Below are 18476 nucleotides of genomic sequence, written 5' to 3' on the forward strand. Positions count from 1 at the left end.
ATAAAATATACTTAAAAGTGATAATCATTATCAAAAAGGTTGGTGTGTGAATATGGTGTATGCACTTGTTGCTGGAACGATTGCTATATATTTTGGTGTTACAAAGTATGTATTAAATGGAGTAGGAACAACAAAATGAACGATATGACATAAAATCCCTTTCATTTGTAAAAAGAATGAAGGGGATTTTTTATTTTTGATGTGAATATGCTGAAAATTTAGTATGATAATAAAGTGAAACTTTAATCAGTGGGGGGCATCCCCCACTGATTATTATCCCGCACCAATTGGGCTTTTGCGGGATAAAGCATATACATCTGGGATAAAGGGGAACAAGGGGATGACAAACATAGTACAGACAAACGGTATGAAAAAACTTGTTTGTTTTTATGAAGAGTGGCAAAAACACGGCGATGCAGAGAATAGTTTGAAGTTGTTTGAAGTGATTCAAAAATATAAACAAGAGCAGCTTATGCTAACTTTTTGTGGTCATTTTTCTGCGGGGAAATCGACAATGATGAATCACCTATATAAAGCGCAATTATTACCGACAAGTCCGATTCCAACGAGTGCTAACGTTGTTAAAATTGAAAGAGGATCTGATCGCGTTGTTGTAACGATTAAGTCTGGAGAACAGTATGAATATGACGGCGCATATTCTGCAGAAGAATTAAAACAAATATGTAAAGACGGTGATGAAGTAATTGGTGTTCATATTTATCGAAATGATGCACCAATTCCTGACGGAGTTATGTTAGTTGATACGCCAGGAATTGATTCTACGGATGATGCTCACCAATTAGCAACAGAATCAACACTCCATCTTGCAGATGTTATTTTCTATATGATGGATTATAACCATGTCCAATCGGAGGTTAACTTACAATTTGTTAAAGAATTGAAACAACGTAATAAAACGGTTTACCTCGTTGTAAACCAAATAGATAAACATAAAGAAAATGAACTATCGTTTGAAGAGTATAGAGATAGTGTAAAACAGTCTTTTTCTAACTGGGATATTGAAGTAGATGGTATTTTTTATACATCATTGCGAATGATGAATCATCCATACAATGAAATTCAAAGTTTAGAAGCATTAATCTTTTCTATCATGAAAGAAAAAGAGCAGTATGTAAGAAAGGGAATGGAGCGAGAAACAGAATATTTACTGCAAGAACATTGTTCGTTTATTCTTTCTGAAAATGAAAAACATCTCATGAAATATGAAGAAGAATTAACATCACCACTGTCATTTTCAGAGATAGTTGAAAAAAAGGAAGAGTTAACTGAAAATAAAAATCGCGTGGCTAGTAAAGAATCCGATGTGAGAAATGAGTTTATAAAAGGTTTGCAAGCCATATTAGATAACGCGTATTTAATGCCATTTGAAATGAGAGAATTGGCAAATAAATATTTAGAAACGAAATTAACGAAGTTTAAAGTTGGTTTGTTATTCGCGAAAGGAAAGACGGAGCAAGAAAAGCAAAGACGTGTAGATGCTTTTTATTCTACTCTTCAAAAGACTGTTGAAACGCAACTTGATTTTCATGTAAAAGAATTCATTGTAGCCTTCTTAAAAGAAGAGGGGTTATTTACAGAGGAAATCGGAAAGGACATATATGCGTTAGAGATTGCTTTCGGACCGGAGTTGTTGGCTGAAACAATTAAACAAGGGGCTGGATTTACCGGTGATTACTTACTTCTGTATACTGCTGATGTTGCAAATGAGTTGAAGAAAAGATACTTTATGAAATCTCAGCAAATTTTTGAAAAAAGTACGGGTATATTGCAGAAGAAAGTAAAGATAGAGATTGCACGTATTGAAGAAGAAATTGAAAAATATACGATGTTACAAACAGCGAAAGAAACGAAATTACAATACATTAAGACGTATGAGGAATATGAGGGCTATTTACAAGATGTTTGGTATGATCGTGTTTCTACGCCAGATGGATTACGAATAGACGAAATATTACAAAGTGAAAAACAAGTTGTTAGTGAGAAATTCACACTACAAGAGCAAGAAATCGTAAGTGATAACGTAATGGCTAGTGAGGAAGATGTTAAAGGAACGGCAATATTAAATATTCAGCGTATATTAGAAAAAGTGAAGAAAGCTGAAACAATATTAGATCCATTGCCTACACTTAAACATTTACAGCAAGAAGTAGTTAGTAAAAGACAGCGCGTGGAAACAAAGCAATTTACAGTGGCATTATTTGGGGCTTTTAGTGCAGGGAAATCATCATTTGCTAACGCATTGCTCGGTGAAAAGGTACTTCCTGTATCGCCAAACCCAACGACAGCAACAATAAATCAAATTTTACCAGTTACAGAAGAGAAACCACATGGAACGGTAATTGTTCAGTTTAAGTCAGAGCAAGCACTATTTGAAGATATGAAAGCCGTTTATAAAATGTTTCACTATGAAATTGCTACGTTGGAAGAAGCGTTAACGCAAATTGATAAAATTATGAAATATCCTTCACCAAGCGGGAAGCAAAAAACAACATTTAGCTTTTTACGAGCGGTACAAAAAGGATATGAGGCAGTTGCTGCTCATTTAGGTGAACAAGTACAAGTTACGTTAGAGGAGTTCTCTGGTTATGTAGCTAATGAAGAAAAATCATGCTTTGTTGAGTATATGGAGCTTTATTATGATTGTGCTCTAACAAGGCAAGGAGTAGCTCTTGTAGATACACCAGGGGCGGATTCTATTAACGCGCGCCATACGGATGTTGCATTCCAGTATATTAAAAACGCAGATGCTATTTTATTCGTAACATACTATAATCATGTTTTCTCTCGTGCAGATCGTGAGTTTTTAATTCAGCTCGGTCGTGTAAAGGATACATTTGCACTTGATAAAATGTTCTTCTTAATAAATGCTGCCGATTTAGCACAATCCGAAGAAGAACTTGAAATGGTAAAAGGTTATATTGCGGATCAGCTCTTGCAATACGGTATTAGAAATCCACGTTTATTTGCCATTTCAAGTTTATGTGCGCTTGAAGAAAAGCAAGGGAAAAGTATTGATAAAGAAAAGTATGGTATTTTACAAAACTCTGGGATTGCTAAGTTTGAAGAATCATTTACGTCCTTTATGATGAGGGATTTAATGCTTGTATCTGTGCATGCTTTATATGGTGCATTGCAAGGGGCGAATCAGCTTCTTGTAAATATGATAAATGGCGCGAAGCAGGGAAATGATGAGAAAGAGAAGCAAACAAAAAAATATGAAGCAGAGCGTGATCAGCTACTTCATATTATTTCATCATATAGTGTACTTGCTGAAGAGCAAGCAATGCAAAATGAAGTGAAAGAATTGCTTTATTATGTACACCAACGTCTATTTTTACGCTATAACGATGTGTTTACTGAATTTATTAATCCGGCTTCGTTACGAACAGATGGAAATGTGAAAATGCAGTTGCAACAATGTGTAATGGAATTAGTTTCATTTATTCAACATGATTTATTACAAGAAATGCGTGCGACATCATTACGTCTTGAAAAATGGATAGATGAAGCGATGAAGTGTGCAAAGGATGAAATTGTTGTGAATTGCAAAGTGGAAAATGAATCGATTTCTATGGGTGGAACAGTGGATTATGAATATAAAGTTATTACACATAAAGAGCCGTTTCCTTCGGTAGAAATAAAAGATTTTAAAAAGGCACTAGCACATTTTAAAAATGAGAAAAGCTTTTTTGAAAAAAATGATAAAGCTTTTATGCAAGAAGACGCTAAAGGAGTGTTAGAACCTTTCGTATCAAACTATGTAGTTGATGAAGAAGATTTATTCGTTCATCATTATAAGCAAGAGTGGGATGCAAAATGGAACCTATTCCAAAAAGTGATGCAGCAAGATGTTGAGAATTATTATGAAAGTATATTATTCGCTTTAGCTGAAACAATTGATGTATCACTATACGAACAGAGTAAAGAAGAGCTACAAAAGCAGTTAGTAGAAATTGAAAAAGAAATTTATATTAAATAGCTGTTATGAAAAAAAGATCCGTTCAATTTTCTTTTGTAGTACAGTATCTAAAGATTTTACAAACCCTGCAAACTCATCAGTAGAAATCATATGGGTAAGAACTAAGCGTCTGCCGTCTGGTGTTTCACCGCATAAGACGAATGAAGAAAACTCATACGTTTTGTTTTCTACTACTAATTTTGGATAGGAATATGTGTCGCTCTTCTTTTTCTTTCCATCAATAGAGATGACGTTGCATTTTTTCTCATTGTTGTCCATGGTGAATCCCTCCTTTCTATTATCTATGGTAGACAAGGGGGGTTTAGAACAATAGAGAAGGGGGAATTTTTATGTCTGTTGTAATAGAGCGTATTTCGAAAGAAGCTATACCGAAATCTTTATTGCTCCTTGCTGATCCAAGTGAACGCCAAATTGCTGCATATGTACAGAGTGGGTTTACGTATATAGCTAAACAAGAAGAAAGAATTATCGGTGTATATGTGCTTTTGGAAACAAGACCAAAGACAATGGAAATTATGAATATTGCGGTTGTAGAGCATATGCAAGGAAAAGGTATTGGAAAGAGGTTATTGTTGCATGCGATAGAAACAGCCAAAGAGTATGATATGTACAAGCTTGAAATTGGTACAGGTAATTCTAGCGTTTCACAACTTGCCTTATATCAAAAATGTGGATTTCGTATTTTTTCTATTGATTTTGATTACTTTTCGAAGCATTATGAAGAAGAGATTATTGAAAATGGAATTGTATGTCGTGATATGATTCGGCTTGCAATGAAATTAAACAAATAAGTATAAATTATTTAGGGGGAAGAGAAGATGGAAGTACATAAAGCAATTACAGCACATTCTCGTAAACAACATGAAATTGTAAAAATATTTCTGCAATTAGATGCGCAGCGTGAAGCAGCAATTGAGGCTGCGATAGCACTTGCATCGAATGGAAAACATTTCTCAGTTGATGCAATTAATATGGTAACAAAGCAAATTAATGACCTTGCAAAACGCGGCGTTGCACCGCAGCGTAAACTTGTTACAACAGATATGGTTATGGAGTATGTAGGTCGTGTGCACGAGAAAGAAGGGCGTTAAGGATGATTGTTACAGTCGAATGGTTGCGTGAGCATTTAGAAGATGAACATGTCCGTATAGTCGATTGTCGTTTTGATTTAGCGAATCCAAATTGGGGTAAAGAGAAGTATGAGGAAGAACATATTCCTCATGCGTTATATTTTGATTTAAATTTAGATTTATCAAGTTCTGTAATAGAGCATGGTGGTCGCCATCCATTACCAAGTATAGAGCAGTTTGCAGACACGCTTTCACAAGCTGGAATTGATGAACATACGACAGTGATTGCGTATGACAGTCAAGCTGGTGCAATGGCTTCTCGTTTATGGTGGTTATTAAACTATGTAGGACATGAGAAAGTGTATATATTAGACGGTGGATTTCCAGCTTGGAAAGAGAATGGATCACACACAACGTCGAATATCCCAGTTATTGCACGAAAACCTTTTATACCGGAAATACAAGAAACTATGCTTGTAACGATGGAAGATGTGAGAGGGAAAATTCGTGAAGATGCAAATATGACATTAATTGATTCTAGGGAACCAAAACGTTATGCTGGTACGGAAGAGCTCGTTGATTCGAAGGCAGGGCATATTCCGACGGCAGTAAACTATTTTTGGAAAGATGGAATTTTAGAATCGGGACACTTTAAAAACGAAGTGGAACAGCAAGGGCGTTTCCAAAATCTTGATAAAGAGAAGGAAACAATCGTATATTGTGGTTCTGGTGTTACAGCGTGTCCGAACATAGTTGCATTAAAATTAGCTGGTTTTCAAAATGTTAAATTGTATACAGGTAGCTGGAGTGATTGGATTTCCTATCCAGAAAACCAAATTGCAAAAGAAGAAGAATAATCACTTGCATGCAAAAATAATTTGTATTAAAATAAGGTCACAAGCAAGAGATTGCTTCAAAAATATTATATTTTACACATTGGAAACAATGTGATAATATAACGACAAGTAAATAATACATCCTGCGGTGTGCGTAACTTATTTATGTCTAAAACCGATGTTAGTTTTACGGAAGCTCAATATTTAGTGACCATTATCAAGCCTTCCTTGTGGAGGAAGATATACGGTAACTGTGAGGGCATCCACCTGCGAGTAGCGGGTTTTTGGACATTTACGAGGGACGGCACTTGCGGGGGTCTTATTTCAACTAACAGTATATAAAATTCCGACGGTGTACGTAGCTTGTGTATGTCTTAAACCAATAAGTATAATATGGAAGTTCAATATTTAAATGTAGATAGCAGGCCATCTTTTTAAGAAGGAAGTTACAAACATTTGTGAGAACATCCACCTGTGAGAGCAGGTTTATGGACATCTATAGATAACGGCATATGTGGGATTATATAAAAAACCTTACGTTTTATACGTAAGGTTTTTTTGTTGAATAAATATGCTCATGTTATCTCGATTTACCTGTAAAGTTCCCATAATAAATATAGCACTTGCGGTCTTCATCAATTTCTCTTGAATCTAGGGTGAATTCCAAATGTAATCCATCCCGTTGAATATATATAATATCTGAATGGAGAGAGGGTAAGATGTCCTCGTAATTCCACACATCTTTACTTTCTATCATAATTGAGCTTGCTTCCTTGAGTTCTCTAATTTCAAAACCTATGTGCGAGTATGTAGGGTCTGAAGGGTCGTTGAAAAAAACTTCTTTTTGTATATATAACACTACTGTCCCGTCTGGATCTACTGAAGTTGCAGTAACGACATATGTATTTCCATCTTTTATAAAATATTCACAAGTCATGCGCGCGACAATTTCAGAATTAGAAATATTTGCGTAGTTCCATAAAGCCGGATACCCGTTAGTTTCATCATTGAACCGATATTCCAATCGCATTTTATCCCTCTTCTTCCTTTTTCTTCTACTTTATCATGACATCTTATATAATAGAAATATAATTAAAAAGGGGAGTGCAAAGGTGACAAAAACGAAATGGCTAGTAGGTGGTGTCCTGACATCTTTAATGACGGGCACTTTATTTGGCTGCGCGCAAGATATTCCCCCCGAACCGAATGATACTAGTTGTTCTGATTGGGATTGGGATGATGAACTTGGTGTTTGGCAGTGTGATGATAGTAGTTCAGGTTATCGTGGACATTACTTTTATGGTGGTAAATACTATCAAAATAAATCCACCTTCAAAAATTCATCAGAGTTTAAAACTTACCAATCTTCGGCCGAATTTAAAGGTGGGATTGGAAGCGGTTCAAAAGGTGGATTTGGAGGTTAAAATATGTCGCAATACATAAAGAAACGAAAAGAATTTTATTCGAATTATCCGCATTTTTGGTCGGATTTATATGAATGTGAGTATAGTTTATTTCATGTTTTCCCAATAACAGAGCAAATGATGAAACAATTGCAATTAGCAACTGAACGAATGGGGAAAATATTTTTTAAGACTGCTAGACTTCTTCGGGATTTATCTAATGAACAGCTTCTTGAACTCGGTTTTCCAACTGCAAGTTTGCCTTTTATTAGACTGAAAGGAATGTATCCTGAATCTGTTATTTCACGATTTGATTTCGCTTTAACAGATGATAATCGTATTAAAATGCTTGAGTTTAATAGTGACACGCCAACTTTTATTGTGGAATGCTTTCAAATGAATGGAAAAGTTTGTGAAGAACTTGACTATGATGATCCAAATGCAAATCAAGAGCGCTTACTTTCTTCTGGTATTACCAAAGCCGTAATGGAGTTTGCAAAAGGAATGGAAGATCCAAATGTTGTTTTCACAGCTCATCATGAACATATAGAAGATTGGAATACGACTATGTATTTGAGTGGGATATGTCATGTTGAAAATAAAGTGATGCCAATGACAGAACTTAGAATTACAGCCGATGCTTTAGTAGATAGAGATGGTGTACCAATTGATATTTTGTATCGCCAAACATATCCAATTGAAGACTTGATTGAAGATCAAGATCCCGAAACGGGGGATTTGGTGGGAGTGGAACTCTTGCAACTTGTAAAAGAAGGAAAGCTTTTTATTATAAATCCTTTGTCGTCCTTTTTACTTCAGCCAAAATCAATTCAATGTCTTATTTGGGGATTAGCAGAAGAAGCTGCTTTTTACACACGTGAGGAACAAAAGTGGATTAAAGAATATATGCTTCCTACATATTTAGAACCAGATTTATTTTTGAGGAAAAGTCCTTTCGTTCAAAAACCTTCGTTCGGTAGAGAAGGTGATACGATTACGATTCGTGATAAGGATACAAACATTATGATTCGAAATGCACATGAAACGTATAAAACGTCACTTCCTATATTTCAGAAATATACAGAGCTTCCAGTTGTATTTTTAGAAACTGAAAAAGGAATTGAGAAGCTGTCGTACGTGTTTGGGGCGTTTTTAATTGCTGGAAAAGCGAGCAGCATCGGTATACGTGCCGGAGAACAAATTACGGGAAATGAATCGTATTATTTACCGGTAGGTATTAAGAAGGAGGAAAATAAATGATTAATTTTTTACTATATTTAGCAGTATCACTTGCGCTTTTGTGTATCGGTCTTTTTCTTATGGAAGTGACAACGAAAGTTAAGGAATTTAAGTTAATGGCTCAAGGGAATAAAGCGGTAAGCTATGTACTTGGAGGAAGACTACTTGGTCTTGCTATCGTTTTATATTCAACGGCTGCTAATTCTATTTCGCTTTTTGATATGGTGTCATGGGGAGCAGTTGGGATTTTAGCACAAATTGTTGTCTATTATTTAGCAGAATGGCTTACACCACGTTTTAATATTAGTAAGAGTCTGGAAGAAGATAATCAGGCAGTTGGTCTTTTCCTTATGTTTTTATCACTTTCAATCGGAATTGTAATTGCCGGTTGTGTAACATATTAAAAGCATTACGTTTTAAACGTAATGCTTTTATTTTTCGCTAATTCTTGAAAAATATGTTCGATTAATTTAAATAATCGAAGGATGAACGGGATGTATATTACTGTACTACACTAGAGGTAGTTGTTGTAATAAGGAAAAGTTTCCATACAAAGTGTTGACATCTATTTTAAATAAGAGTAACATTTTCTATGTAATTAAAATAAGTCTCTGTTAGGTGAGGCTCCTGTATAGAGAAATGCTACTGCCCAAAAATGTCGAGAGACGCCAATGGGTCAACAGGAATGATCGAATTAAGGTTTTTCTTAACGTAGCTGGTAATGAACCTATGCTATACAGTGCTAAAACTCGACGAGGGAGAGGTCCGTAGATTTCTAATTGTATTATATTAGGGATCGCTTATTTGTGTATGCAATGACCTTTGCTCTCTTATGAGTAAGGGTCTTTTTTGTTACAAAGCTATGAGTAATTTCATAGTATAGATTATAACTAAAAAATAAACGAGGAGGTGAGGAGCATGTCAAATTCTGACTCGGTTCCGTTACCCATATGCTTCAAATCAAAAATATATGATGTAGGCAGGAAACGACTTGTTCCTCCCTCTATATTTATCATAATGTAGCGTTCATTCGAGTATTAGAGCGCTAGACACTTTCACGGTAAAGTGGATAAATCGAGAAACAAAGCGTTTCTTCCTATGTTATAAAGGAGGAGACGATAATATGTTATATGCAAACAAAACTGTGGGTAACACGTCATATAAACTAAGTAAAAAATCAATAAAAGAACAAACAATGCTCCAAAAAAATAAAGATTTATTAATTGAAATTGCAACGAGAGATGTAAAATCTGTATTTGCGTATTTTAAAACAACAAGAGACGGACTATCTGTGAAAGAAGCACAAAAACGTATTCAAGTATACGGCCGAAATGAATTAATTTCAAAAAGAGTGCGTATTGCAGAAGTGATGATAAAGCTAAGTGGAATGATTCCAGGTCTTTCAAAACAAAATGTACGTGATGAATTAAAATGTGAAACAGTTACTGTTTCTAGAGTAGAAGCCTCTAGCGTAACTGGGCTAAACAATGAATTGAAAATGATGAAGCTACCAGTACAAGAGCTTGTACCTGGAGATATGATCTTTCTTGCAGAAGGTGATACAGTACCAGCAGATGTACGTATTATTTATGCAAATGATTTATTAGTAAATGAATCTATGCTGACAGGAAACGATGCTAGTATTGAGAAATTTGAAAGTTGCTATCATCTTGAACGTAAACGATTTATTCCATTAAAACGGATGAAAGACTATAATCCACTTGAACTTGAAAATGTATGTTTCAAAGGTACGTATATTGTTGGCGGAAATGCAAAGGCTGTAGTTGTTTCGACAGGTAAAAATACGTATTCAGGAATACTTCATACTTGTTGCGGTAGAATGTCTTAATGTGTTAATGATGCTAAATATACAAAAACAATGTATAATAGACAAAGTTGAACAAAAACGTAGAATGGTAATCTATATATAACCTTACGTGATAACGTGAGGTTATTATTTTTTGTTAGTAGGAGAGGAATTATGAAAAAAGTATTATTAGTTGATGGTATGGCACTATTATTTCGTGCTTTTTACGCAACAAGTGTACATGGACAATTTATGAAACGACAAGATGGTACCCCGACGAATGGGATTCATGGTTATATGAAGCATTTATTAACAGCAACACAAGCAATCGAACCAACGCACATTGTAACGTGCTGGGATATGGGAAGTACGACATTTAGAACGGAATCTTTCTCGAATTATAAAGCAAATCGTGCAGCACCGCCGGAAGAATTAATTCCACAATTTGATTTAGTACAAGAAATGACTGCGAAATTATCTATGCCTGTAATCGGTATGAAAGGTTATGAAGCGGATGATTGTATCGGTACGCTTGCAAAACAATATTGCAATGAAGCGGAAGTTTATATTTTGACAGGTGATACAGATTTACTTCAACTTGTTGATACGAATGTTACAGTTATGCTTCTTCGTAAAGGAATTGGAAATTACGAGTATTACACACCGGAAAAAATCATGGAAGAGAAAGGTGTAGAACCATGGCAAATTGTTCATGCGAAAGCTTTCATGGGAGATACAAGCGATAATTATCCAGGTGTAAAAGGTATTGGTGAAAAAACAGCATATAAGCTTATTCAAGAGCACGGAACAGTATCAGCAGTACTAGAAAATATAGAGTCATTAACGAAAGCGCAGCGTACAAAAATTGAAAGTGATTTAGAGAACTTAAATATCTCTTTACAATTAGCGCAAATTCATTGTGAAGTTCCGATTTCATGTTTGCTTGAAGAAGGGTTACACACAATGAACGAAGAAAAACTACGATTCGTTTGCGACGAAATGAATTGGGGAAGACCTGAAATATTAATAAACATGTTGTAAGAAGTAGAAAGACTGATTAAAGGTAGATTTAATCGGTCTTTCTTTTTTGTTCACAAAGTTGTCAGAAAATAAACTAAGTTTTCATACGAAGTTCAAATGGATTTCACAACAATCAATTATTATAAGTCTACACAGATTATTACTTATCTTTTAAATAAACCATCCTTTGATAAGTTACTTGTAATCGTTAAGGAGGAAACTGAAAATGCGAAAAAAAGTGAGAAAATCTTTTAAACAATTATTAATAGAAAATAAACAATCACTATTAAGTAATAAAGAAAATATGAAAGAAATAGAAGAACGGATTGAGAAACGTCATGTGTCGTATAGTGGATCTAGTAATTGAATGAAGAGTGAGTTGTAACACCCCTCCAAGTTGTGAGGGGTGTTATATTGTAATTGAAAGATTAGGATTTTAAAAAAGGGGGCTGTTATATGAATGTAGTGGAGAGGCTTGGAGCAAACGATATACCATGTCTTATTGGCCTATCTGAAGTGATAGGATGGGATTATAGTTTAGAAGAAATTGAAACTATATTAAATTCAGGTATTATATATGGCGTGCGGAATGAAAAAGGAGAAGTTATTGCTAGCGCGGCAAGTATATTATATGGGGAGACATTAGCATCTATTGGTATGGTTATTGTTCATCCTAAGTATAAAGGGAGAGGAATTGGCAAAATGATAACGGAGGCGTGTATAGGAAGTGTTTCAGAAAAGACACCTATTATGCTTATTGCTACGGAAGAAGGAAAGCCTTTATATGAGAAATTAGGATTTCAAGTTGTGAGTCATGTTTCTAAATACATATGTATTGAGTATAATTCAGCCTGTAAGGATGAAGAGGACAAAGAGTATATTTTCAATTATGAAGAAAAGGATTCAATTGAGATTATAAAAATAGATAAAGCCGCATTTGGAGCAAATAGAAAAGAGTTTTTAAAGAAAAGAATTGTGCAAAGTGAACAGTGTATCGTTGTGAAGGATAAAGAACAAAATGTACTAGGATATGGAACGAGTATACAAACGCCAGAAAATAAAATAATAGGACCAATCGTTGCTAAAAATGACACAATGGCAATGGAAATTGTTCATTCTTTAGCAAAAGGGCATAATGGGAAATTAAGAATGGATGTACCAGAAGGAAAAAAAGATTTCATGAAAGAATTAGAGATTACTGGTTTTCAAAAGGTTAATAAACCGCCAATAATGATGAAAAATCGCGATCAATTATTAAAAAGGAATAGTGAGCTATATAGCATTGCAGCTCAAATTTTTGGATAAAAAAGAATCCTTGTTCATCAAGGATTCTTTTTCGTATATTGTACTATTCACGATATTGGTCATGAGCTGGTTGAAAGAGGTTTTCCTCGATATCTCTCACTATAGAAAAATGATCAACATTATAATGACCGTGTAGAGTTTTATTATGATGCTCGATAATTTGCTCTGCAGACAATACGTTAGAATCAGTTGTTGAATGGCCATTTTTAATTAATGTAACATCGAATCCTTGTACAGTTGCTGTCCTAACAGCTGTGTCAATGCAATGTTCTGTTTTACATCCACCTATAACGAGATGATTAATCTTCTCTTCTTTTAAAAGTTCAAGTAAAGAAGTGCCATAGAATGAATTTGTTGCTGCTTTATTAATAAGGATTGCAGACTGAGGTACTTTAATTTGATTATGTACTTCAAAGCCCACGCCGCTACCAGAAGCAACATCAGTATCTCGTACGAAAACAATAAGGGCATTTGAATCAATTGCTTTCTGTACAGCTGTATTTAGTGTAGCCAATAGTTCGGTTTTACGGAACACTTCATTTTCTTGTTCATTTCCATCAATTAGTTCTTGTTGAGCATCAATAATTAATAGAGCTTGTTTCATTGTTTCTCCCCTTTAATACAGAATAATTTTCACTTTATATATTCCGTAATAGTGTGTGAGAATCCTCTATCGTTAGTGAAGTAGACGAGCGATTTACAAAGTTGTCAAAGAAATTTCATTCTCATAGCGTGTAAAAACATGTATGATAGGAAGTGGATAATTTTTGAGTAGGTGGGAATATCATGCAAACAGTACAAGAGTACCTTTCATTCTTACATACGAAAGGATTTAAGTTATCAGAGGAAGCGCAAGGGTTTATTATGTTTGGACAAGGGTATACTGGCGCATCTGATGGAATTGTGAATGCAGCAATAGAAGCGACGATTAAACATCAATTACAGTTTGATGGTAGTTATTTTGTTGCTTTGTTAGAGCGATTGAAAGAAGAAGATATTAAAGATAAAAAAAGCGCTAAGGCTTTTATGCGGAAGTTACAAGCGTAACTTCACGCAGCCTGCGCTTCTTTTTTTGTTTTTGAAGGTAATTCAACAAAAATCATACCTAGGAAAATACATAGACACCCAATAACAGCAGAAATAGAAAGCTGTTCATTTGCAACTAGAACGCCTGTTAATGCTGCAAAAACGGGCTCCATTGCGAAAATAATGGCTACTCTCGTTGGAGAAGTGTGTTTTTGTGCAGATGTTTGAATGAAAAAAGCAATGGATGTCGCAAACAGAGAAGTTAGAAAGAGAGCGAATAAAAAGGAATGGTTCGTCCATAGTGATACTGAGAATAATTTTTCCCAATCTTCAAACAAAAAAGCGCAAATAGAAGAAAATATACCGACAGCTAATATTTGAGAGGTGCTAAGTAATAAAGGTGGTATTTTCTTAGAAAAGAAACCGTTAACAAGAATATGGGCAGCGAAAGCGACAGCGCAGCCGAGAACGAGTATATCTCCAATGTTTAATTGAAAAGAATCACCAGCCGTTAATAAATATAAACCTGCTGTTGCTACAGTAATACCAAGTGCAATGAAAATTGTAGCTCGCTGTTTTAAAAAGATAAAAGACAAGATTGGGACCATAATGATACTAAGCCCTGTTAAGAAACCAGCTTTTGAAGAGGTTGTATAAAGTAAACCGAATGTTTGTAATAAATAGCCAACACATAAAAAGAATCCAACAATCAATCCAGCGAGACTACTCTGTTTTATATCTTGTTTTGAAGTTTTTTGTGAGAAAATCATTTGAACGAATAATAAAATAATTCCAGCGAATAAAAAGCGAATAGCATTAAAAGTAAATGGTCCAACAAAAGACATAGCATTTTGAACGACAACAAACGTAGCTCCCCAAATAAAAGAGACGAATAATAATGCGAGAGGAGCAATCCACCCTTTTTTCACACTCATACCCCCGTTAATTTTGTGAAATAGCTTTTCTAGCTAATTCATCAGCGACTTTATTTTGACTACTTGGAATCCACTTAATAAAAAAGAGATCGAAATTTTTTATGTACTGCAGTGCTTCTTCTAGAAGCGGTGCAAACATTTTATTTTTTGCGTATTCTTTTTCAACAGCCCGCTCAACAAGTTGGGAATCTGTACGAAAAGATACAATGCTATAATTATGCGCTGCGCAATACTTTAATGCCGCAAGTAAAGCGTGGTATTCTGCTTCATGGTTGGACATTGTCCCAAGTGGTAATGACAATTGTACGGGTGGCTGTACCCCTTTAATAAAAATCCCGGCACCAGAAGGTCCAGGATTTCCTTTTGATGCACCATCGATATATACTTCAATCAAAATGAGAAACCTCCATTTATAAGGTTATCCCCTACTTGAAAATTTTTTTAGAAGTAGGGGATAGAGTACTTATCCCGCTATTTGCCGGGCAGTAAGACTCCCACCTCAAAATTCGGCTGAAGCAAAGAAGTTAGGTGGGAGTCGGGCTGCCCGTAAACGCCCGATTGGTGTGGGCTAATAATCAGTGGGGGATAAACACCCCACTGATTAAAGTTTCACTTTATCCAATTGTAATGCTATAACGACATGTAAATGTTTCATTCGCTTGTAAAGATTGAATTCCTTTTTTTTCTTTAAAATCTTTTGCTTGACTTACTTCATCAGCAATTCCGTACCAAGGTTCAATACATAAGAAAGGTGCGTTATCTCCTGGTGTCCATACGCCGACAAATGGGAACCCATCAAATGCTACTTTTACAAATTTATTATGTTTATGTGAGCGAATAGAAATTTCATTCGTATTCATATGTTCAAAAATAAGCGCGTCATTTTTGAACAAATCATATGTAAGTGGCAATTCTTTCGTATTTTCAGCGATTAGTTTTTTTTCATTTGAAAGGAAAGGACCTTCTAATATGCTAGTTTCTAAACGTTCAGATCCGTTAAATGATAGATGATAATCTGCAAATGATTCACCTTCTAATAAAGGACAGTTGAATCCAGGGTGTGCCCCGATTGAAAAGAACATCTCTTTTGAAGAAGGGTTGTTTACTTCATATGTAATATGTATATTTTGTTCGTCTACTTCATAAGAAACGAGTAATTCAAATTCGTATGGATATTTTTGTAACGTCTCTTCATTACTAGTAACGATATAAGTAATTTTCGTTTCACTTTGTTCTTTTACAGAGAACGAAAGATCGCGAGCAAAACCGTGTTGTGTTAATGAATAAGGTTTACCTTCTACGTAGTATGTATTTTCTACTAGTCGACCGACGATTGGGAACAAAATTGGTGCACGACGTCCCCAATAAGTAGAATCACCTTGCCATAAATATTCTGTGTTGTCTTCTTTTAAGCGAACGCTTTGCAATTCTGCACCTTTGTCAGAAATGGAAACGATCACTTTTTCATTTTGAATTGTTGCTGTCATGAAGTGAAACCTCCTAAATCTTTCATATGTTATATTATACGTCTTCTATAAGAAAAAGGGTAGATAATGATAGGAATCTATTGACGAAAGAGCACCTATTGCGTAAAATATAATCTTGTTGCTTAAAAACGAATAACGTGGTTCGAAACCATCCCACGTAAAAAAAACTAAGGAGATTTTGTCATGAATATAAGAACATTAGTCGGTAATGGTATTTTAGCGGCATTATATATTGCTGTTTCTATGCTTATTCAGCCATTTGGCTTTACGAGTGTACAGTTTCGTATTTCAGAGATGTTTAATCATCTCGTTGTATTCAATAAGAAAGCAATTTACGGGATTGTATTAGGTGTATTTTTAACGAATCTCTTTTTCTCACCCATGATCGCTTATGATTTAGTATTTGGAGTAGGGCAATCAATTCTTGCACTACTTGCAACTATTATTTCTATGCGCTTCATTAAAGGTGTTTGGGCTCGTATGATTTTTAATACAGTTATTTTTACAATTACAATGTTTATGATAGCAATTGAACTTCATCTTGCATTTGATCTGCCATTTTTATTGACATGGCTAACATGTGCAGTTGGTGAATTTATTGTAATGGCGATTGGTATGCCTGTAATGTACTGGATTAATAAGCGAGTACAGTTTGAAAGATTTATGTAATAGATGAAAGAGCCGTCCTTATATAGGATGGCTCTTTTTGTATGTGATTATATTGAATATAATGCTGTGACTCTTGATAAAATATAATAAAATAAATATAAGAAGTCTTATAAAAGGGGAATCTAGTATGAAATATAAAATACATTGGTTGTATAAAACGAAGCGTGGTTTACAAACTGAATTAACAACAGATTATATGAACATAGAAGAAGTGCTTCAATTTGCGGAGGATTTTGAGAAAACAGGTAGGATGAAAGAACTTTTATTTTACGATGAAATGGACGCTGAATGGTCATTAAAAGAAATGAAAAAACTGAGTAAGCAAGTGGAGGAAGATCCTCAAGAAATTCAAGTTTATTTTGATGGTGGTTATGATGTACAGACGAAAGAAGCGGGTGCTGGCATATGTGTATACTATAAAAAAGGAAATACAAATTATCGAATTCGTCGCAATGCATACATAGAAGGCATATATGATAATAACGAAGCGGAGTATGCCGCATTATTATACGGGATGAATACACTCGAAGAATTAGGAATTAAATATGAAGCAGTTACACTTCGTGGAGATTCTCAAGTTGTACTGCAGCAATTAGCTGGTGAATGGCCTTGCTATGATGAACATTTAAATCATTACTTAGATCAAATAGAACAAAAAGCGAAGCAAATGAAATTAAAGCTTGTTTGTGAACCGATATCTAGAAAACAAAATAAAGAGGCACATCAATTAGCAACGCAAGCATTAGAAGGGACGGCAATTGATAGTCATAAAGAAATAACCGAATAGAGAGGTGCACAGGTGAAGAAGAAGCAACTCATTACAGAGGTAAATGACTTATTAGAAACGTATTGCGAAGGGTGTTTCTTGCAGGAACATAATCGGAAAAACCATAGTAAATACTATGCCCATTCTTTTTGTATACGGCAATGTACGGTTGGAGAGAAGTTGAAAAAGTATGGGGAGCAATTGTCATAAAAAAACATCCAGAGAAAATTCTCTGGATGTTTTTTAGTGCTTCGCTTCGTGTAATTGATGCTCACATTTACTTAATTTTTTTTCTTCATTCATTAGAAATGGCTCATCTAAATCCGTTGCAACGGATTTCATGATTTCAAGCTGAGAACGAGCCGATTCTACTGCAGTAGTGGCATGCTCTAATGTGTCTGGATCCATTGAAATCGTTGCAGAACCTACCATTTTTTGTGCAGTTTCTACACGGAATTTTACTTCTTCAAAATCATTTACATGTGATCCCATTGTTATTGCCTCCTTTGTATTTTGCGCATTTCACATAGTTTTTGCTCTGTAAAACGGAAATATACAAAGGAATAACAAAGGAGGTTACCAAGTAAGGTAACCTCCTGTCATATGCGGGATTAAAGTTTTGCTACGTTAGCAGCTTGAGGTCCACGATTTCCTTCAGTAATGTCGAAAGATACTTCTTGACCTTCCTCTAAAGCTTTGTAGCCGTCGCTTTGAATAGCAGAGAAATGTACGAATACATCTTCAGAGCCTTCCATTTCGATAAATCCAAAACCTTTTTCATTGTTAAACCATTTTACTTTTCCTTGCATGTCACAATTCCTCCTAAAAACGATTCCTTTTTTCATTTAGTGAAATTCATTAAAAAATAATATAAATAAAAAATGCTATATTCTCGAATATTCTGCCAAATGAT

General features: G+C 34.9%; 23 protein-coding genes, 2 other RNA genes and 2 riboswitches. Of the genes, 17 read left to right on the forward strand and 8 right to left on the reverse strand.

Features of this window, described 5'->3' with window-relative positions; translation table 11 throughout:
- Nucleotides 1-340: 340 nt before the first annotated feature.
- Nucleotides 341-4000, forward strand: a complete 3660-nt coding sequence (locus tag FT637_RS08730) for a dynamin family protein (RefSeq protein WP_193645927.1) — start codon at nt 341-343, stop codon at nt 3998-4000.
- Between the two features lie 3 nt (nt 4001-4003).
- Here the strand turns inward: FT637_RS08730 and FT637_RS08735 are convergent, their stop codons facing one another.
- Complete coding sequence (locus FT637_RS08735; RefSeq protein ID WP_000369740.1) at nt 4004-4258, reverse strand: DUF3931 domain-containing protein; 255 nt, start codon at nt 4256-4258, stop codon at nt 4004-4006.
- A 71-nt stretch (nt 4259-4329) separates the two neighbouring features.
- Here FT637_RS08735 and FT637_RS08740 point away from each other — a divergent pair, with 71 nt between their 5' ends.
- From FT637_RS08740 to ssrS (FT637_RS08760), 5 genes are all read left to right on the forward strand, one after another.
- Nucleotides 4330-4791, forward strand: coding sequence for a GNAT family N-acetyltransferase (locus FT637_RS08740; protein WP_193645928.1), 462 nt, complete (start codon nt 4330-4332; stop codon nt 4789-4791).
- A gap of 27 nt (nt 4792-4818) precedes the next feature.
- Nucleotides 4819-5091 (forward strand): DUF2533 family protein, encoded by a 273-nt coding sequence (locus tag FT637_RS08745; RefSeq protein ID WP_193645929.1) that lies wholly within the window; start codon nt 4819-4821, stop codon nt 5089-5091.
- Nucleotides 5092-5093: 2 nt separating this feature from the next.
- A complete protein-coding gene (locus tag FT637_RS08750) occupies nt 5094-5927 on the forward strand; it encodes a sulfurtransferase (RefSeq protein WP_193645930.1) in 834 nt (277 codons plus the stop codon).
- Nucleotides 5928-6043: 116 nt separating this feature from the next.
- A non-coding RNA gene (gene ssrS, locus FT637_RS08755) (6S RNA) lies at nt 6044-6226 on the forward strand.
- A 21-nt stretch (nt 6227-6247) separates the two neighbouring features.
- Nucleotides 6248-6431, forward strand: a non-coding RNA gene (ssrS, locus tag FT637_RS08760) — 6S RNA.
- A 55-nt stretch (nt 6432-6486) separates the two neighbouring features.
- Here the strand turns inward: ssrS (FT637_RS08760) and FT637_RS08765 are convergent.
- Nucleotides 6487-6936, reverse strand: coding sequence for a hypothetical protein (locus FT637_RS08765; protein ID WP_193645931.1), 450 nt, complete (start codon nt 6934-6936; stop codon nt 6487-6489).
- Nucleotides 6937-7018: 82 nt separating this feature from the next.
- On the opposite strand from FT637_RS08765, the gene FT637_RS08770 reads away from it, so the two are divergent.
- From FT637_RS08770 to FT637_RS08800, 7 genes are all read left to right on the forward strand, one after another.
- Nucleotides 7019-7330 carry a hypothetical protein gene (locus FT637_RS08770; protein WP_105583966.1) on the forward strand — a complete coding sequence of 104 codons (312 nt, stop codon included), beginning with the start codon at nt 7019-7021 and terminating at the stop codon, nt 7328-7330.
- 3 nt (nt 7331-7333) lie between these two features.
- The gene (locus tag FT637_RS08775) at nt 7334-8569 is read left to right on the forward strand and encodes a glutathionylspermidine synthase family protein (protein ID WP_193645932.1); all 1236 of its coding nucleotides are present in this window, start codon (nt 7334-7336) and stop codon (nt 8567-8569) included.
- The gene (locus FT637_RS08780; protein WP_193645933.1) at nt 8566-8952 is read left to right on the forward strand and encodes a DUF350 domain-containing protein; all 387 of its coding nucleotides are present in this window, start codon (nt 8566-8568) and stop codon (nt 8950-8952) included. The genes FT637_RS08775 and FT637_RS08780 overlap by 4 nt, the downstream gene beginning before the upstream one ends.
- A 199-nt stretch (nt 8953-9151) precedes the next feature.
- Nucleotides 9152-9315: riboswitch (M-box (ykoK) riboswitch) on the forward strand.
- 356 nt (nt 9316-9671) lie between these two features.
- Nucleotides 9672-10397: a cation-transporting P-type ATPase gene (locus FT637_RS08785; RefSeq protein WP_193645934.1), complete on the forward strand. Its 726-nt coding sequence runs from the start codon at nt 9672-9674 to the stop codon at nt 10395-10397.
- A 132-nt stretch (nt 10398-10529) separates the two neighbouring features.
- Nucleotides 10530-11396 (forward strand): 5'-3' exonuclease, encoded by an 867-nt coding sequence (locus tag FT637_RS08790; protein WP_193645935.1) that lies wholly within the window; start codon nt 10530-10532, stop codon nt 11394-11396.
- Between the two features lie 205 nt (nt 11397-11601).
- Nucleotides 11602-11742: an FbpB family small basic protein gene (locus FT637_RS08795; protein ID WP_193645936.1), complete on the forward strand. Its 141-nt coding sequence runs from the start codon at nt 11602-11604 to the stop codon at nt 11740-11742.
- Nucleotides 11743-11831: 89 nt separating this feature from the next.
- On the forward strand, nt 11832-12680 hold the full coding sequence (locus FT637_RS08800) for a GNAT family N-acetyltransferase (RefSeq protein WP_193645937.1): 849 nt from the start codon (nt 11832-11834) through the stop codon (nt 12678-12680).
- Between the two features lie 43 nt (nt 12681-12723).
- Here FT637_RS08800 and FT637_RS08805 read toward each other — a convergent pair whose 3' ends face one another.
- Complete coding sequence (locus tag FT637_RS08805) at nt 12724-13284, reverse strand: cysteine hydrolase family protein (protein WP_193645938.1); 561 nt, start codon at nt 13282-13284, stop codon at nt 12724-12726.
- Nucleotides 13285-13466: 182 nt separating this feature from the next.
- Here FT637_RS08805 and FT637_RS08810 point away from each other — a divergent pair, with 182 nt between their 5' ends.
- Nucleotides 13467-13727, forward strand: a complete 261-nt coding sequence (locus tag FT637_RS08810) for a DUF6123 family protein (protein ID WP_193645939.1) — start codon at nt 13467-13469, stop codon at nt 13725-13727.
- A 2-nt stretch (nt 13728-13729) separates the two neighbouring features.
- On the opposite strand, the gene FT637_RS08815 is transcribed toward FT637_RS08810, so the two are convergent.
- The 3 genes from FT637_RS08815 to FT637_RS08825 all read right to left on the reverse strand — a co-directional run bounded on the left by FT637_RS08815 (nt 13730) and on the right by FT637_RS08825 (nt 16128).
- Complete coding sequence (locus FT637_RS08815; RefSeq protein ID WP_193645940.1) at nt 13730-14635, reverse strand: DMT family transporter; 906 nt, start codon at nt 14633-14635, stop codon at nt 13730-13732.
- A gap of 13 nt (nt 14636-14648) precedes the next feature.
- A complete protein-coding gene (locus FT637_RS08820) occupies nt 14649-15035 on the reverse strand; it encodes a reverse transcriptase-like protein (protein ID WP_193645941.1) in 387 nt (128 codons plus the stop codon).
- Between the two features lie 220 nt (nt 15036-15255).
- Entirely contained in the window at nt 15256-16128 is an 873-nt protein-coding gene (locus FT637_RS08825) for an aldose 1-epimerase family protein (RefSeq protein ID WP_193645942.1), read from the reverse strand.
- Between the two features lie 131 nt (nt 16129-16259).
- A riboswitch (PreQ1 riboswitch) is annotated at nt 16260-16305 on the forward strand.
- 6 nt (nt 16306-16311) lie between these two features.
- Between FT637_RS08825 and FT637_RS08830 the strand changes: the two genes are divergently transcribed.
- From FT637_RS08830 to FT637_RS08840, 3 genes are all read left to right on the forward strand, one after another.
- Entirely contained in the window at nt 16312-16797 is a 486-nt protein-coding gene (locus tag FT637_RS08830; RefSeq protein WP_193645943.1) for a QueT transporter family protein, read from the forward strand.
- 127 nt (nt 16798-16924) lie between these two features.
- Nucleotides 16925-17584 (forward strand): ribonuclease H family protein, encoded by a 660-nt coding sequence (locus FT637_RS08835; protein ID WP_193645944.1) that lies wholly within the window; start codon nt 16925-16927, stop codon nt 17582-17584.
- Nucleotides 17585-17596: 12 nt separating this feature from the next.
- The gene (locus FT637_RS08840; protein ID WP_071744973.1) at nt 17597-17773 is read left to right on the forward strand and encodes a zinc-finger domain-containing protein; all 177 of its coding nucleotides are present in this window, start codon (nt 17597-17599) and stop codon (nt 17771-17773) included.
- Nucleotides 17774-17806: 33 nt separating this feature from the next.
- Here the strand turns inward: FT637_RS08840 and FT637_RS08845 are convergent, their stop codons facing one another.
- Together FT637_RS08845 and cspB are read right to left on the reverse strand one after the other, a co-directional pair.
- Nucleotides 17807-18055 carry a DUF2564 family protein gene (locus FT637_RS08845; RefSeq protein ID WP_002011905.1) on the reverse strand — a complete coding sequence of 83 codons (249 nt, stop codon included), beginning with the start codon at nt 18053-18055 and terminating at the stop codon, nt 17807-17809.
- 119 nt (nt 18056-18174) lie between these two features.
- Nucleotides 18175-18372 carry a cold shock-like protein CspB gene (gene cspB / locus FT637_RS08850; RefSeq protein ID WP_002011904.1) on the reverse strand — a complete coding sequence of 66 codons (198 nt, stop codon included), beginning with the start codon at nt 18370-18372 and terminating at the stop codon, nt 18175-18177.
- Between the last annotated feature and the right edge of the window lie 104 nt (nt 18373-18476).

Origin of the sequence: Bacillus cereus (genome assembly GCF_015071065.1) — a bacterium.
GTDB lineage: Bacteria > Bacillota > Bacilli > Bacillales > Bacillaceae_G > Bacillus_A > Bacillus_A cereus_BA.

What these genes read in the sequence shown, in the direction of transcription:
- FT637_RS08730 (WP_193645927.1), top strand. Translation starts at nt 341, where the DNA reads ATGACAAACATAGTACAGACAAACGGTATGAAAAAACTTGTTTGTTTT.
- FT637_RS08735 (WP_000369740.1), bottom strand. Translation starts at nt 4,258, where the DNA reads ATGGACAACAATGAGAAAAAATGCAACGTCATCTCTATTGATGGAAAG.
- FT637_RS08740 (WP_193645928.1), top strand. Translation starts at nt 4,330, where the DNA reads ATGTCTGTTGTAATAGAGCGTATTTCGAAAGAAGCTATACCGAAATCT.
- FT637_RS08745 (WP_193645929.1), top strand. Translation starts at nt 4,819, where the DNA reads ATGGAAGTACATAAAGCAATTACAGCACATTCTCGTAAACAACATGAA.
- FT637_RS08750 (WP_193645930.1), top strand. Translation starts at nt 5,094, where the DNA reads ATGATTGTTACAGTCGAATGGTTGCGTGAGCATTTAGAAGATGAACAT.
- FT637_RS08765 (WP_193645931.1), bottom strand. Translation starts at nt 6,936, where the DNA reads ATGCGATTGGAATATCGGTTCAATGATGAAACTAACGGGTATCCGGCT.
- FT637_RS08775 (WP_193645932.1), top strand. Translation starts at nt 7,334, where the DNA reads ATGTCGCAATACATAAAGAAACGAAAAGAATTTTATTCGAATTATCCG.
- FT637_RS08780 (WP_193645933.1), top strand. Translation starts at nt 8,566, where the DNA reads ATGATTAATTTTTTACTATATTTAGCAGTATCACTTGCGCTTTTGTGT.
- FT637_RS08785 (WP_193645934.1), top strand. Translation starts at nt 9,672, where the DNA reads ATGTTATATGCAAACAAAACTGTGGGTAACACGTCATATAAACTAAGT.
- FT637_RS08790 (WP_193645935.1), top strand. Translation starts at nt 10,530, where the DNA reads ATGAAAAAAGTATTATTAGTTGATGGTATGGCACTATTATTTCGTGCT.
- FT637_RS08795 (WP_193645936.1), top strand. Translation starts at nt 11,602, where the DNA reads ATGCGAAAAAAAGTGAGAAAATCTTTTAAACAATTATTAATAGAAAAT.
- FT637_RS08800 (WP_193645937.1), top strand. Translation starts at nt 11,832, where the DNA reads ATGAATGTAGTGGAGAGGCTTGGAGCAAACGATATACCATGTCTTATT.
- FT637_RS08805 (WP_193645938.1), bottom strand. Translation starts at nt 13,284, where the DNA reads ATGAAACAAGCTCTATTAATTATTGATGCTCAACAAGAACTAATTGAT.
- FT637_RS08810 (WP_193645939.1), top strand. Translation starts at nt 13,467, where the DNA reads ATGCAAACAGTACAAGAGTACCTTTCATTCTTACATACGAAAGGATTT.
- FT637_RS08825 (WP_193645942.1), bottom strand. Translation starts at nt 16,128, where the DNA reads ATGACAGCAACAATTCAAAATGAAAAAGTGATCGTTTCCATTTCTGAC.
- FT637_RS08830 (WP_193645943.1), top strand. Translation starts at nt 16,312, where the DNA reads ATGAATATAAGAACATTAGTCGGTAATGGTATTTTAGCGGCATTATAT.
- FT637_RS08835 (WP_193645944.1), top strand. Translation starts at nt 16,925, where the DNA reads ATGAAATATAAAATACATTGGTTGTATAAAACGAAGCGTGGTTTACAA.
- FT637_RS08845 (WP_002011905.1), bottom strand. Translation starts at nt 18,055, where the DNA reads ATGGGATCACATGTAAATGATTTTGAAGAAGTAAAATTCCGTGTAGAA.
- cspB (WP_002011904.1), bottom strand. Translation starts at nt 18,372, where the DNA reads ATGCAAGGAAAAGTAAAATGGTTTAACAATGAAAAAGGTTTTGGATTT.